10 protein-coding genes and 1 tRNA gene are annotated in these 14,175 nt (G+C 70.8%); 4 read left to right on the top strand and 7 right to left on the bottom strand.

Annotation, left to right across the window (positions count from 1 at the left end; all coding sequences use genetic code 11):
• Positions 1-94 precede the first annotated feature (94 nt).
• The 7 genes from ACGFY5_RS16525 to argS form a co-directional block, all read right to left on the bottom strand.
• Complete coding sequence (locus tag ACGFY5_RS16525; protein ID WP_392720659.1) at positions 95-859, bottom strand: family 16 glycosylhydrolase; 765 nt, start codon at positions 857-859, stop codon at positions 95-97.
• A gap of 85 nt (positions 860-944) precedes the next feature.
• Positions 945-3,335: a transcription termination factor Rho gene (rho, locus tag ACGFY5_RS16520; RefSeq protein WP_392720657.1), complete on the bottom strand. Its 2,391-nt coding sequence runs from the start codon at positions 3,333-3,335 to the stop codon at positions 945-947.
• A gap of 398 nt (positions 3,336-3,733) precedes the next feature.
• Positions 3,734-4,654, bottom strand: coding sequence for a homoserine kinase (gene thrB, locus ACGFY5_RS16515; protein ID WP_392722481.1), 921 nt, complete (start codon positions 4,652-4,654; stop codon positions 3,734-3,736).
• Positions 4,655-4,776: 122 nt separating this feature from the next.
• Positions 4,777-5,865, bottom strand: coding sequence for a threonine synthase (gene thrC, locus ACGFY5_RS16510; protein WP_392720656.1), 1,089 nt, complete (start codon positions 5,863-5,865; stop codon positions 4,777-4,779).
• Complete coding sequence (locus ACGFY5_RS16505) at positions 5,862-7,160, bottom strand: homoserine dehydrogenase (RefSeq protein WP_392722479.1); 1,299 nt, start codon at positions 7,158-7,160, stop codon at positions 5,862-5,864. Before ACGFY5_RS16505 ends, thrC begins: the two co-directional genes overlap by 4 nt.
• A gap of 23 nt (positions 7,161-7,183) precedes the next feature.
• On the bottom strand, positions 7,184-8,572 hold the full coding sequence (lysA, locus tag ACGFY5_RS16500) for a diaminopimelate decarboxylase (protein WP_392720654.1): 1,389 nt from the start codon (positions 8,570-8,572) through the stop codon (positions 7,184-7,186).
• A gap of 55 nt (positions 8,573-8,627) precedes the next feature.
• Complete coding sequence (gene argS, locus ACGFY5_RS16495) at positions 8,628-10,283, bottom strand: arginine--tRNA ligase (protein WP_392720653.1); 1,656 nt, start codon at positions 10,281-10,283, stop codon at positions 8,628-8,630.
• 585 nt (positions 10,284-10,868) lie between these two features.
• On the opposite strand from argS, the gene ACGFY5_RS16490 reads away from it, so the two are divergent.
• The 4 genes from ACGFY5_RS16490 (at position 10,869) to ACGFY5_RS16475 (ending at position 13,713) form a co-directional block, all read left to right on the top strand.
• Entirely contained in the window at positions 10,869-11,723 is an 855-nt protein-coding gene (locus ACGFY5_RS16490) for a DUF3105 domain-containing protein (RefSeq protein ID WP_392722477.1), read from the top strand.
• A 13-nt stretch (positions 11,724-11,736) separates the two neighbouring features.
• Positions 11,737-12,540, top strand: coding sequence for a DUF305 domain-containing protein (locus ACGFY5_RS16485; protein WP_392720651.1), 804 nt, complete (start codon positions 11,737-11,739; stop codon positions 12,538-12,540).
• A gap of 485 nt (positions 12,541-13,025) precedes the next feature.
• Positions 13,026-13,586 carry a DUF3105 domain-containing protein gene (locus ACGFY5_RS16480; protein WP_392720650.1) on the top strand — a complete coding sequence of 187 codons (561 nt, stop codon included), beginning with the start codon at positions 13,026-13,028 and terminating at the stop codon, positions 13,584-13,586.
• A gap of 55 nt (positions 13,587-13,641) precedes the next feature.
• A tRNA-Arg gene (locus ACGFY5_RS16475) sits at positions 13,642-13,713 on the top strand.
• Positions 13,714-14,175 lie beyond the last annotated feature (462 nt).

Here is a 14,175-nt window from a genome sequence, read left to right as displayed (position 1 = left end):
TAGCGGCGGCAGTCGCAGAGCGAGCAGTCGGTGCCGCCGCGGTAGTGACGGTGGGCCCGCTGGGCGTGCCCGCACTCACAGTCGGTGTCGTCGCTCACGCGGCGCGCCTGGCGTACGCCACCACCCAGTCCACCTGCAGATTCACCTCGTCGGGGGTCGTGGAGTCGGGGCATCGCTGCCACGTGTGACCGCAATACCAGGCCTGACTCTGCAGCGCGAGCGCCATCGGCTGGTCGGGTACCCGGTCGTCGTGGACGGTGGCCCAGACTTTCCCGTCCATCGTGTAGGCGATCCGCCCCGGCGTCCACTCGACGCCGGCCACGTGCCACTGGCTGAAGTCCGCACTCGTCGAGTTCTCGATCTGGGAGCCACCGATCGCGTGCACGGTCGTGTAAAGGCGGTCGCGCTTGTCGCCGTTGTCCTCGGCGAAGTCGATTTCCGGCGGCCAGCTGTCGTCGACCGGCCAGAGCAGGAACGCGTAGGCGATTCCGCGCCCCTTGTCGGCCCGGAAGCGCACCTGGTACTTGCCGTAGGTCTGCTCGAGGCTGCGCTGGGTGGAGATGCCGCCGGTGACCCACCGCTTGCGGGTCTTCTGGTGGGCGCCGCGAATCGTCAGTACGCCGCCGGAGACGGTCACGTGGGCGGGGTCGAACCAACCGGCCGGGTCGCCCGACGGTTGCCCGTCGTAGGCCACCCAGCGGCTGCTCAGGCGGGTGCCGGCGAAGTCGTCGCTCAGGACCCGGCGCCATCCGGCCAGATCGCCGGTCGGCATCGACGCATCCCGCGACCGCACCGTCGCGGTGCCGCAGGCGGTCAGCGTCAACGCCATCACCAGCGCGATCACCAGCCCCCTCCGCATACGGGAAGACTACCCAAAACGGTCTAAAACACCGCACGGGCCGGACCCTCGAAAGGGATCGGCCCGTGCGTGTCGAACGAGTGGGTCAGTCGTTCGAGACCGTCGTCTTCTGCACCTGCATCAGGAACTCGATATTCGTCGAGCTCTTCCGCAACCGGTCGAGCAGCATCTCGATCGCCTGCTGCGGCTCGAGTGCGTGCAGCACCCGGCGCAGCTTGTGCACGATGACCATCTCGTCCGGCGCCAGCAGGATCTCCTCCTTGCGGGTGCCGGACGCGTCCACGTCGACAGCGGGAAAGACCCGCTTGTCGGCGATCTTGCGGTCGAGCTTGAGCTCGGCGTTACCCGTGCCCTTGAACTCCTCGAAGATCACCGTGTCCATCGTGGAACCGGTCTCCACCAGCGCAGTGGCGAGAATCGTCAGCGAGCCGCCGTTCTCGATGTTGCGCGCCGCACCGAGGAACCGCTTCGGCGGGTAGAGCGCCGTCGAGTCGACACCACCGGACAGGATCCGGCCGGACGCCGGGGCCGCCAGGTTGTAGGCGCGGCCGAGGCGGGTGATCGAGTCGAGCAGCACGACCACGTCGTGCCCGAGCTCCACCAGGCGCTTCGCACGCTCGATCGAGAGCTCCGCGACAGTCGTGTGGTCGGACGGCGGGCGGTCGAACGTCGAGGCGATGACCTCGCCCTTCACCGACCGCTGCATGTCGGTGACCTCTTCGGGCCGCTCGTCGACGAGCACGACCATCAGGTAGCACTCGGGGTTGTTCTTCGCGATCGCGTTCGCGATCGCCTGCAGCACCGAGGTCTTACCGGCCTTCGGCGGAGAGACGATCAGCGCGCGCTGACCCTTGCCGATCGGCATGACCAGGTCGATGACCCGGGTGGTCATGATGTTCGGCTCGGTCTCCAGGCGGAGCCGCTCCTGCGGGTACAGCGGCGTGAGCTTGTGGAACTCCGGACGCCGCCGGGCCTCCTCCGGCGGGACACCGTTGACGGTGTCGAGCCGGACCAGCGCGTTGTACTTGTCGCGTCGCTCGCCCTCGCGGGGCTGGCGGACCGCACCGGTGACCGCGTCACCGCGGCGCAGGCCGTTCTTGCGGACCTGCGACATCGAGACGTAGACGTCGTTCGGGCCGGTCAGGTAGCCCGAGGTGCGGACGAACGCGTAGTTGTCGAGGATGTCGACGATGCCCGCGACCGGGATCAGGACGTCGTCGTCGGCGACCTGCGGCTGCTGCTCGTCGCCGGCGAAGCGCTCGTTGCGGTTGTCGGTGCGGCCGCCGCGACGGTTGCGCTCGCGGAAGCGTCCGCGCCGACGGCGGCTGCCGCCCTCGCCGTCGTCGTCGCCGTCCTGGTCGACGTTCTGGCTCCGGTCGTTCTGGTTCCGGTCGTTCTGATTGCGATCGTTCTGGCTGCGGTCGCTCTGGCCCCGGTCGCCCTGATTGCGGTCGCCCTGGTTGCGGTCGCTCTGACCGCGGTCCTGGTTGCGATCGCCCTGGTTGCGGTCGCGGTTGCGCGATCCGCGGTCGCCGCGGTCGCCCTGCGAACGCTCGCCGCTGTCGTCGCCGCCGCGTCCGCCCTGGCGGTCGCCGTCGGCCGACGGACGACGGTCACGGGAACGCTCTCGGCGCTCTCCGCCCTGGTTGTCGTCACGGCTGTTGTCGTCACGCTGCTCGTCGCGGTCTCCGCGCTGGTCAGCGCGGTCGCTGCGGTCGGGACGCTCGCCGCGGTCGGGACGCTCGCCGCGGTCGCCACGGTCACTTCGGTCCGTGCGCTCGGACCGGTCACCGCGGTCGGTGCGCTCCGAACGGTCGCCGCGCTCGCGGCGGCTGCGCGGGGCGCCGTCCTCGACGGCAGGTGCGTCGGTGCCGGCGACGGCCGGCTGCTCGACCGGAGCAACCTCGACGGGCGCTGCGGCCTGTACGGGAGCGGCAGCCTGCGCCGGAGCGGAGGCCTGCGGCTCGGCGGTGACGACCGGCGCCGACGCGACGGGGGCGTCGTTCGCGGGCGCACCGGCGGCGCGCGTCGCGGCACGACGACGACGGGTCGGGGCGGCGGCAGCCACCGCGGGCTCCGCGTCCACGGGGAGGGCCGACTGCTCGGCGGGCGCGTCGGACGCAGCAGCACGGGGCGCGGGCACGGTCTTGCGGACGGAAGCGGGCTTCTCGGCCTTGGCCTTGGGCGCGGCCGACTCGGCGGCGGGGCCTCCGGCCTGACGAGCCTCGATAGCGGCGACGAGCTCGCTCTTACGCATCCGGGCGGTGCTCGGAATGCCCAGCTCAGCGGCCATCCGCTGCAGCTCGGGAAGCAGCTTGCCGGACAAACCCCCCGCCCGACGGCGAGGCTTGGCCGCCGGGGCGCCGGCCGCGGCGGCACCTGCCCCGTCGGCAGCGACGGTCGGCGCCTGGGCCAGGGTGCCCGCCGCCGCAGAAGCGTCCTGCGACTGAGGGGCGATATCTGTGGTGTCGCTCAATGGGGGTCCTTCCCTGCGACGGGCGACGGCTGGATTAGCCGTTCGGCCGGGTATGGAGCAACCGGTCTCTCGATCGGTCTTGAGACCATTCGCCAAGAGACGGATGGTTCGGGGACAACCACGCCTGACCACCTCAGAGGGTGCCGTGGTGGAGCGCTCTCTGGCTCGACCTCAGCGCCGGTTGCGGTCAGGTGCCGCCCCCGCTGCTTCGGTTGGAGTTGCCGGCGGGAGCTCTAAGAAGACACTCGGCCCGGCGTGATCGCGCGCCCGAGGGCGGCTGTGCTGCCTAGCAGCGTAGACGTCCAAGTCCACTCGCAGCAACACATCCCGCCACCGGCGTGTTCCCATCGGCACCTGGACGGCGTCGTGGAACTTCTGCGGGCTACGTCACACCCGCATCACTGCTGGTCAAGGCTCGGGATCAGGTTAGCCACCGCACCGAGCGTCGAAACGCTCACCGCGGTTACCGCAAAGGTAGCCGAACCGGCAACCTTCGCCGCAACCGCCTCCACATCATCCGTCTCGGGCGTCCGCGCGAACGCGAGCACTGTCGGGCCGGCGCCGCTCACGACGGCCGGGATGCCTTCGGCGCGCAGAGCGTCGACGAGCTCGAGGCTCTGCGGCATCGACGGGCGGCGGTAGTCCTGGTGCAGCCAGTCCCTGGTCGCGGGCAGCAGCAGTTCTGGGACCGCTGTCAGGGCCCTGACCAGCAGCGCAGCTCGGCCGGCGTTGGCCGCGGCCTCGGCGTGCGGCACCTCTGCGGGCAGGAGGCTGCGGCTCTCCGCGGTGTAACCGCGCGTTGTGGGGACGCAGATCACCGGGTGCAGTCCGGCCACCGGATCCATCCGGGCGGCCTGGGCCAGGCCGGTCACCTCGTCGGTCCAGGCGATCGTGACGCCGCCCAGCAGACACGGCGCCACGTTGTCGGGGTGGCCCTCGATCTCGGCGGCCAGCGCCAGCGCGGCTGCGTCGTCAAGAATTTCGACGCCGTTCGCCACCAGGCCGCGGGCCGCCACGATGCCGCCGACCACCGCGGCGGAGGAGGAACCGAGGCCGCGGGCCTGCGGAATGCGGTTCACGCAGCGCAGCCGGAGCCCGGACGGCTGGCCACCGAGGCGGTCGAACGCCGCGCGGGCCGCGCGGACCAGCAGGTGACGCTCGTCGCGGGGCAGGTCGTCCGCGCCCTCGCCGGCCAGCTCGACGCTCAGCCCGCTGTCGACGACCGCCATCTCGATCTCGTCGTGCAAACTCAGCGCCGCACCCAGCGCGTCATACCCCGGCCCGATGTTCGCGGTCGTCGCCGGTGGTCGTACGACCACCGCCGCACGTTCGAACGTCGGCCGTTCGGCAGCCGCACCGGCCCCGGCCTGCGGGGCCCCGGCCGCCGTAGCCGGCGCGCCCGTGGCCGCGGCCGACGGGCTGCCGGCCGACGGCGCCGCGCTCACGCGAGGCCCAGCTCGGCTGCTGCTACGGCGGCGTCGACGGGGACCGTGCGGGGCGCGGGGGCTCCGGAGATGGCCCAGTCGGGGTCCTTCAGGCCGTTGCCGGTGACAGTGCAGACGACCCGCTGGCCGCGCTCCAGCGTCCCGGCCTCGGACGCGGCGAGCAGGCCCGCCACGGACGCCGCCGACGCCGGCTCGACGAACACGGCCTCGGAGCGGGCGAGCAGCCGGTACGCCGCCAGGATCTGGCGGTCGGTGACGGCCTCGATGTTGCCGCCCGACTCGTCGCGCGCCGCGATCGCCTTCGTCCAGGACGCCGGGTTGCCGATCCGGATCGCGGTCGCGATCGTCGACGGCTCGCGCACGACCTCACCGGACACCAGCGGCGCCGCCCCTGCGGCCTGGAACCCACGCATGACCGGCTTCTTCGACGCCCAGCCGTGCTGAGCGGTCTGCACGTACCCACGCCAGTACGCGGTGATGTTCCCGGCGTTGCCGACCGGCAGGAAGTGCGCGTCGGGTGCGTCGCCCAGCGCGTCGACGATCTCGAACGACGCGGTCTTCTGCCCCTCGAGCCGGAACTCGTTCGTCGAGTTCACGAGGCTCACCGGGTACTCCAGCGCGAGCTTCGACGCCAACTGCAGGCAGTCGTCGAAGTTGCCGTTGACCTGCAACAGCTTTGCGCCGTAGACCAGCGCCTGCGCCATCTTGCCGAGCGCGATCTTGCCCTGCGGCACGAGCACCGCGCAGACCAGCCCGGCGCGCGCCGCGTACGCGGCGGCCGACGCCGACGTGTTTCCGGTCGACGCGCAGATCACCGCCTTGGCGCCTTCTTCGACGGCTTTGGTGATCGCCATCGTCATCCCGCGGTCCTTGAAGGAACCGGTCGGGTTGGCGCCCTCGATCTTGAGGTAGACCTCGCACCCGGTGCGGTCGGAGAGGATCGGCGCCGGGAAGAGCGGCGTCCCACCTTCCCGCAGGGTGATGACGGGCGTGTCGTCGGAGACCGGCAGGAACTCCCGGTACTCCTCGATGATCCCACGCCAGGCCGGTCTCGACCCGCTCCTGGTGGTTCCGGCCGGAATCATCTGACCTCTCCCCCTTCGACTCGCATGACGGACACGACGTTCCGGACGATCGGCAGTTCGCGCAACGCGTCCACGGTGGCCGCGAGTGCGGCGTCGGTGGCGGTGTGCGTCACGACCACGAGCGTCGCGTCGTCGCCACGCCCCTCCTGCCGGACCGTGGAGATGCTGACGTCGTGACCGGCGAAGGCGGCTGCCACCTCGGAGAGCACACCCGCCTTGTCCGCGACGTCGAGCGAGATGTGGTAGCGCGTGAGCGCGTCGGCGACCGTGCGGATGCGCAGGTCCGCGTAGGGCGACTCGGCGGTGGCGCGGGCGCCTGCCAGCCGGTTGCGTGCCACCGCGACCAGATCGCCCACCACGGCACTGGCGGTGGGCGCGCCACCGGCGCCCCGCCCGTAGAACATCAGCTGACCAGCGGCGTCGGCCTCGACGAAGACCGCGTTGAAGGCGTCGCCCACCGAGGAGAGCGGGTGCGTGCGCGGAAGCATCGCCGGGTGCACCCGGACGCTCACCGACTCCCCGCCGTTCTCGTCGAGGTGCCGCTCGGCGATGCAGAGCAGCTTCACCGTCGAGCCCATGGCCTTCGCGCTCGCCACATCCGCGGCGGTGACCTCGGTGATGCCCTCGCGGTAGACGTCGGCCGCCGTGACACGGGTGTGGAACGCCAGCGACGCGAGGATCGCGGCCTTGGCGGCGGCGTCGAAGCCTTCGATGTCCGCGGTGGGGTCGGCCTCGGCGTAACCCAACTCGGTGGCCTCGTCCAGCGCCTCGTTGAAGCCGGCGCCGGTGGAGTCCATCTGGGAAAGGATGTAGTTCGTCGTCCCGTTGACGATGCCGGTCACGCGGGTGACCCGGTCGCCGTGCAGCGACTCGCGCAGCGGCCGGATGATCGGGATCGCACCGGCGACGGAGGCCTCGTAGTAGAGGTCTGCTCCCCCGGCCGCGGCGGCGTCCTGCAGCGTCGCGCCGTCCTCGGCCAGCAGCGCCTTGTTCGCGCTCACCACGGACTTGCCGGCCTTCAGCGCGTCGACCAGCCAACTGCGGGCCGGCTCGATGCCGCCGACGACCTCGACGACCAGGTCGACGTCGTCGCGCACCGCCAGCGCGTGGGCGTCGGTGGTGAACAGCGCGGGGTCGATGCCCAGGTCACCACGGTCGCGGCCGCCGCGGCGCACCGCGATCCCGGCGATCTCCAGCGGCGCACCGATGCGCGCCCTCAGATCGTCGGACTGAGTTTGCAGTAGACGGACGACCTCACGGCCGACCGTGCCGCAACCGAGAATCGCAACCTTCAAAGGTTGCTTGGCAGGCTCCTTGCTCATCCGACGTCCAGCCGCATGAGGTCGTCCTCCGTCTCACGGCGGACCAGGACCGTGGCGGCCCGGTCAGCCACCGCGACCACTGGCGGACGCGGCGTGTGGTTGTAGTTACTGGCCATGCTCCGGCAGTACGCGCCGGTGGCGGCGACGGCCAGCAGGTCGCCCGGCACCGTGTCGGAGGGTAGCCAGACGTCCTTCACGACGACGTCCCCGCTCTCGCAGTGCCTGCCGACGACGCGGGCCAGCATCGGCGGTGCGTCGCTGGCGCGCGAGGCGAGCACGCACGTGTATTCGGCGTCGTAGAGCGCGGTGCGCAGGTTGTCGCTCATGCCACCGTCGACGCTGACGTAGGTACGCGTGCCGGTGCCGACCTCGACCGGCTTGACCGTGCCCACCTCGTACAGCGTGACGCCGGCCGGGCCGACGATCGCGCGGCCCGGCTCCACCGCGAGGCGCGGCAGCGGGAGCCCGGCGTTCGCGCACTCGGTCTCGACGATCCGCCGCAACTCCTTCGCGACGACGTCGACCTCGATCGGAGTGTCGCCGTCGACGTACGCGATGCCCAGGCCGCCGCCGAGGTCGAGCTCGGGCAGCTCGACGCCGTGCTCGTCGCGGATCTGGCGGAGCAGCCCGACGAGCCGGTGTGCGGAGACCTCGAAGCCGGACGTGTCGAAAATCTGTGACCCGATGTGGCTGTGCAGGCCGACCAGTTCGAGACCGGGCTGACGCAGCACGCGCGCCACGGCCTCGGCCGCCTCGCCGCCGCTCAGCGAGAAGCCGAACTTCTGGTCCTCGTGGGCGGTGGCGATGTACTCGTGGGTGTGGGCCTCGACGCCCACGGTGACGCGGACCAGGACCTTGATGGTCTTTCCGGCTTTTTGAGCGATGTCCGCGAGGCGCACGATTTCGACGTAGGAGTCGAGCACGACTCGTCCGACGCCGTTCTCGACGGCTTTCTGCAGCTCGGCGTGCGACTTGTTGTTGCCGTGCAGCGCGATCTTCTCCGGCGGGAAGCCGGCCGCGAGGGCGACGGTGAGTTCTCCGCCGGTGCAGACGTCCAGGTGGAGGCCCTCTTCTTTCACCCAGCGGGCGACTCCGCGGCTCAGGAACGCTTTGCCGGCGTAGAAGACGTCGCCACCGGCGAACGCCTCGGCGTAGGCCTTCGCCCGCGACCGGAAGTCACCCTCGTCGAGGACGATCGCGGGCGTGCCGTGCTCGGCGGCCAGGTCGCGGACGTCGATGCCGCCGAGGTGCAGAACGCCGTTTTCCCGGGTGGCGTTGGCCGGCCAGATCGCTGGGTCCAGCCGGTTGAGGTCCTGGGCCGGGCCACCCAGGTGCGCGGCGGGCAGAACCTCTGCGTGCCGGGGTCCGGCCGGGTGCGCCCTCACATCCGCCCCCTCGGGTACGCAGCAGCAGACACGCTCGGCGTCCGACGACGGCGGTTCACATCCGCTCCGGTGCAGACACGCCGAGCAGGCCGAGGCCGTTCGCGACGACCGTGCGGGTGGCCACGTTGAGCCAGAGCCGGGTCCGGTTGAGGTCGGTGATCTCCTCGTCTCCCTTCGGGATCACCCGGCACTCGTCGTACCAGCGGTGATAGGTGGCCGCGAGCGACTCCAGGTAGTGGGCGACCCGGTGCGGCTCGCGCAGTTCCGCGGCGCCGGCGACGACGCGGGGGAACTCACCGAGGGCACCGAGCAGCGCCGATTCGCGCTCGTGGGTGAGCAGTTCGGGCTTGAACGTGCTCTCGTCGAGCACGATGCCGACGTCTTTCGCGTTCCGGATGACGGCCGCCGTCCGGGCCGCGACGTACTGGACGTAGAACACCGGGTTGTCGTTGGTGCGCCGGGCCCAGAGGTCGAGGTCGATGTCGATCGTCTGGTTGACGCTGGAGCGCGCGAGCGCGTACCGGGACGCGTCGACGCCGATCGCGTCGACCAGCTCGGCCATCGTCACGACCGTGCCGGCCCGCTTGGACATCCGGACCGGCTGACCGTCCTTGACCAGGTTGACCAGCTGCCCGATCAACACCTGGATGTTGTAGTCGGGGTCGTCGCCGGCGCAGGCCGCGAGGGCCCGCAGCCGCTGGACATAACCCGTGTGGTCGGCACCGAGCATGTAGATGCAGATCTCGAAGCCGCGAGCCCGCTTGTCGAGGTAGTACGCGGCGTCACCGGCGATGTACGCGGCCTCGCCGTTGCTCTTGATGATCGGACGGTCCTTGTCGTCACCGAAGTCGGTGGTGCGCAGCCAGACCGCGCCGTCCTTCTCGTAGATGTGACCATGTTCACGCAGCGTGGCGACGGCCCGCTCGACGGCACCGGACTCGAACAGCGAGTTCTCGTGGAAGTACACGTCGAAATCGACGCCGAAGTCGTGCAGGCTGCGCTTCACCTCGTCGAACATGAGGTCCACGCCCTTTTGGCGGAAAGCTTCCTGCGGGTCGTCGCTCTGCATCACGTCGGGATGGGCCTGTTGTATTTGGGCCGCGATCTCGGCGATGTAGTCGCCGCCGTAACCGTCCTCGGGCGTGGGCTCGTTTTTCGCCGCCGCGAGGAGCGACTTGGCGAACCGGTCGATCTGCGCACCGTGGTCGTTGAAGTAGTACTCGCGGGTGACCTCGGCGCCGGACGCCTCGAGCAGGCGGGCCAGCGAGTCACCGACCGCCGCCCAGCGAACACCGCCGATATGTACCGGTCCGGTCGGGTTCGCCGAGACGAACTCGAGGTTGATGCGCTTTTTCTGCAGCGTGTCCGTGCGGCCGTAGGTCTCGGCCCTCGTCACGATCGTGCGCGCCAGTTCGCCCTGCGCCGCGGCGTCGAGCGTGATGTTGAGGAAGCCGGGGCCGGCGACGTCGGTGGTCTTGATGCCGTCCGTGCTCTGGAGCGCCTCGGCGAGCCACCCGGCCAGATCGCGCGGTTTGGCGCCGGCTCGCTTCGCTACCTGGAGCGCGATGTTCGTGGCGTAGTCGCCGTGCTCCGGGTTGCGCGGTCGCTCCACCGCCACCGAGTCGGGCAGTACCGCGGAGTCGAGTCCGCGGTCGGCGAAGACGGCACGCGCCGCGGTCAGGATCGCGGCCGAAAGGGCATCGGGAGTCACTACGTCATGCTATCGAGCGTCGTAGGACAGCCCCGCCCGCTACCGTGGGGCGAGCGCACGCGTGCCCGTGCCCTTCGGGCGAGCGCGCGGAACGAGGCGTGGCCGATGATCGTTGATCGGTCGGGTTTCGGTGAGCACCCTCCCTGAGGCTTCGTTGGTAGAGCGAGCCCGCGCACGGAAGTCATGAAAGGTCCCATGCCGTCCAACAGCACGCAGCGCAGGTCCGGTTCCGGCAAGCGGCCGCAGCGCGGCTCCTCCGGTAAGTCGCCCGCTCCGAAGAGCGTCGAACCCACGGCTCCTGCCAGCGACGAAGCGATCACCGACGAGCCGTCGGCTTCCTCGGCTCCCGACGTGATCTCGGATACCGACGTGATCTCGGATTCCGACGCGATCGGTTTGACGCGCGAGAAGACCGCTGACGCGACCATTGCTCCTGCGGATGCGGCTGGCTCGGCGGAGCCGGGCGCGGATGCGGCTGGCTCGGCGGAGCCGGGCGCGAGCAAGGCGACCGGGACGAAGGCGACCGCGGCCAAGGCGGGCACGGCCAAGGGTGGCGCGGCGAAGGCTGGCGCTGCGAACTCGGCTGTGAAGGCGGGCGCGCCGAAGGCGGCTGCGAAGGCCGGGGCTTCCAAGCCCGGCGCTGCGAAGACGACCGGGGCAAAGGCCACGGGGACGAAGGCGGGCGCGAAGACCGCACCCGGGCGCGGCGGATCCGGCGGCGGCAAGGGCCCGGGCGGCCGTGGGCCGGGCAAGGGTCCGGCCGGCAAGGGCGGCGGTGGCCGCGGCCGACAGCCGGTGAAAGTCAAGAGCACGGGCCTGCCCTGGGGAAACATCGTCCTGGGCGGCATCGTCGGCATCGTGGCGCTGAGCATCGTCGGCTACGGCATCTGGTACTCGTGGGACGCCAGCCAGCCGTTCGGTGAGCGTCGCGCGCAGCAGATCGACGGCATGCAGAACTACCGCGCGCAAGACGCGAAGTGGGTCACCGAGCGGAACCACGTCACCGGCAAGGTCAAGTACGCGACCAGCCCGCCCGCGGGTGGCAACCACAACGGGTCGTGGGAAAACTGCCAGGGCGACGTCTACACCAAGCAGATCCCGAACGAGCACGCGGTGCACAGCCTCGAGCACGGTGCGGTGTGGGTGACTTACAACCCGAGCCTCCCGGCCGCTCAGATCGAGGAGCTGGCCAAGAAGGTCAAGGGCAAGGACTACATGCTGATGAGCCCGTACCCGGGGCTCGACAAGCCGATCTCCCTGCAGGCCTGGGGCCTGCAGCTCAAGGTCGACAACGCGAGCGACAAGCGGATCGACGAGTTCATCACCCAGTTCCGGCTGAACGCGAGCGTCGAATCCGGCGCGGCCTGCTCCAACGGCGTCACCGTGACCGGTGACACGCCGCAGGAGAACGGCGACGCGGACGCGAACACCGGCAGCTGATTCGGAGCACGTAGTGGCGCACGGACGGGGGTTCGCGAGCGCGCGGCGTCGGCTCGACGAGCTGGAAGCAGCCGACATGTCGGCCGACGCCGCCGCCCTCCCCGGCGCGTTGGAAACGCGCGCCGCGTCGTCGTCCGCGTACATGGACGACGACGGGGACGCGGACCTCGACGAGGGCGACGACGACGCGGAAGGCGGGCGGTCGCGGGCCGGGCGGAAGACGCGGATCTTCCGCGCCGCGATGGCCGGCGTCCTCGTGCTGGCCATCGGCTTCGGCATCGGCGTCTGGGTCGGCCTCCCCCACCGCCCCGCCGACGACTCGGCCGACGCGGGCTTCACCCGCGACATGCTCACCCACCACGCCCAGGCCGTGACGATGGCGTCCCTGGAATACCGGGTCACCGACGACGCCCCGCTCCGTCAAATCTCCGTCGACATCACGCTCACCCAGCAGGCCCAGATCGGCCTGATGATCGGCTGGCTGCGGAACTGGGACCTGAACCCGACGACCACGGAACCCCAGATGGCCTGGATGCCGGACGGCGGCCGTGCTCTGATCGTCGACGGGCGAATGCCGGGCATGGCCACGGACGAGCAGCTCCAGCAGCTGCGTACGCTCACCGGCACCGCGAGGGATCAGCTGTTCATCAAGCTGATGATCGCGCACCACCTGGGCGGCATCCACATGGCCGACGCCGCGCTCGAACAGGCGAAAGACGACCAGGTGCTGTACCTGGCGAACCAGATCAAACAGTCGCAGGAGTCGGAGATCGACGCCTTGCAGCAGGAGCAGAAGCGCTTGAGCGGGTCGAAATGAGCTGGACACCACCAGACGGCACCCCCGCCAAGCCCCCGTCTCCCACCGACGGCTCACCTCCCGCCAAATCCCCGCCCCCCACAGACAGCCCGCCCCCTGCGAGCGGCCCGTTCGGCGCGGCCGACCCGGTCCCCACCAGCGGCGCCGAGAGCGCGGCACCCATGCCGCCGCCCGAGGGGGCGGCGACTCCGCCGCTTCCTCCCCCTCCGAGCTTTCCGGCACCGCCGGGAGCCTCCCAGTACCCCGGCTACTCAGCGCCGCCCGGCCCCGGACAGCCCGGATTCCCAGCACAGCCGCCCTTTCCGACGCAGCCCGGCGCCACAACACACCCCGGCTACCCAGACCCAGCCGCGCACCCCGGCTACCCGGCCGGCGGTTACCCGCCCAGCGGCTACCCACAGCCCGCACCGGGCTATCCAGGCGCACCGGGCTATCCAGGCGCACCCGCACCCAAGAAGAGCAACGGCAAACTCATCGCCGGCATCGTGATCGGTGTCGTCGTCGTGCTCGCGCTCTGCGGCGGCGCAGCCGTCGCCGGCCTGTTCCTCCTGCGCGACAGCGCCAACACCGCCACCGGCACCGCAACCGCCGCCATCGACGGCGTAGTCGACTACCGCGCTACCCGACCCGACATGCTCACCCAACAGCACGTCGTAGGCGACGTCACCTACCCGGTGTCCCCGCCGGTAGGCGGCAACCACGCCGCCGAATGGCAGAACTGCCAGGGCGACGTCTACGCCGCCCCGATCGGCAACCCGAACGCCGTCCACAGCCTCGAACACGGCGCCGTCTGGATCACCTACCGCCCCGACCTCCCGGCCGACCAGGTCGCCGATCTGGCCACCAAGGTGAAGGGCAACGACTACACGCTGATGAGCCCCTTCCCCGGCCTCGACCAGCCGGTTTCCCTCCAAGCCTGGGGCTACCAACTGAAGGTCGGCGACGCCGCCGACGACCGCATCGACGCCTTCCTCGAGAAGTACCGCATCGAGGCGTCGATCGAGCCGGGCGCCACATGCAGCAACGGCACCACAGCCACCCGCTGATCCCGCCCGATGCACAAGCTTCACGCGGCGGCTGCTAGGCTTTAGCCGTTCCTGAGCCCCCGTAGCTCAGGGGATAGAGCACCGCCCTCCGGAGGCGGGGGCGCAGGTTCGAATCCTGCCGGGGGCACCCAAAGAACGCCGCGGCGGTCAGTGGCCGATGCGCGGAAAGTACTGCCGATGGCCGGGATCGCGGACTGTGTGAGCCGAGCCTTCGGCCCGTCCGTCCGGGCGGCCCGGTCAGAGCGTTCACGACGAGTGAAGACGATCTGACGCGGCCGCAACACGTCGGCCCCGACGGGTTTTCCGGCTAACGACGAGTTCCCGGCCCAACGATCGGCCGAGGTAGGCCCGCAAATCGGTCGTAGGCCCGACAACTCGCGGTGAGCCCCCGACCAATCGGGCACGTCGACATCGGAGCCACCGCGGGCACTCCTTCGGTGAACTCCTACGCGAAGCACCCCGCGCGGCGACGCCCGCGCCGCACCGGACCTCCCGCGGCGACGCCCGCGCCGCACCGGACCTCCCGCGGCGACGCCCGCGCCGCACCGGACCTCCCGCGGCGACGCCCGCGCCGCACCGGACCTCCCGC

It is taken from the genome of Cryptosporangium sp. NPDC048952 (genome assembly GCF_043197895.1).
In the GTDB taxonomy this organism is placed as follows: Bacteria; Actinomycetota; Actinomycetes; order Mycobacteriales; family Cryptosporangiaceae; genus Cryptosporangium.
This window is presented reverse-complemented; position numbering and strand designations above follow the sequence as displayed.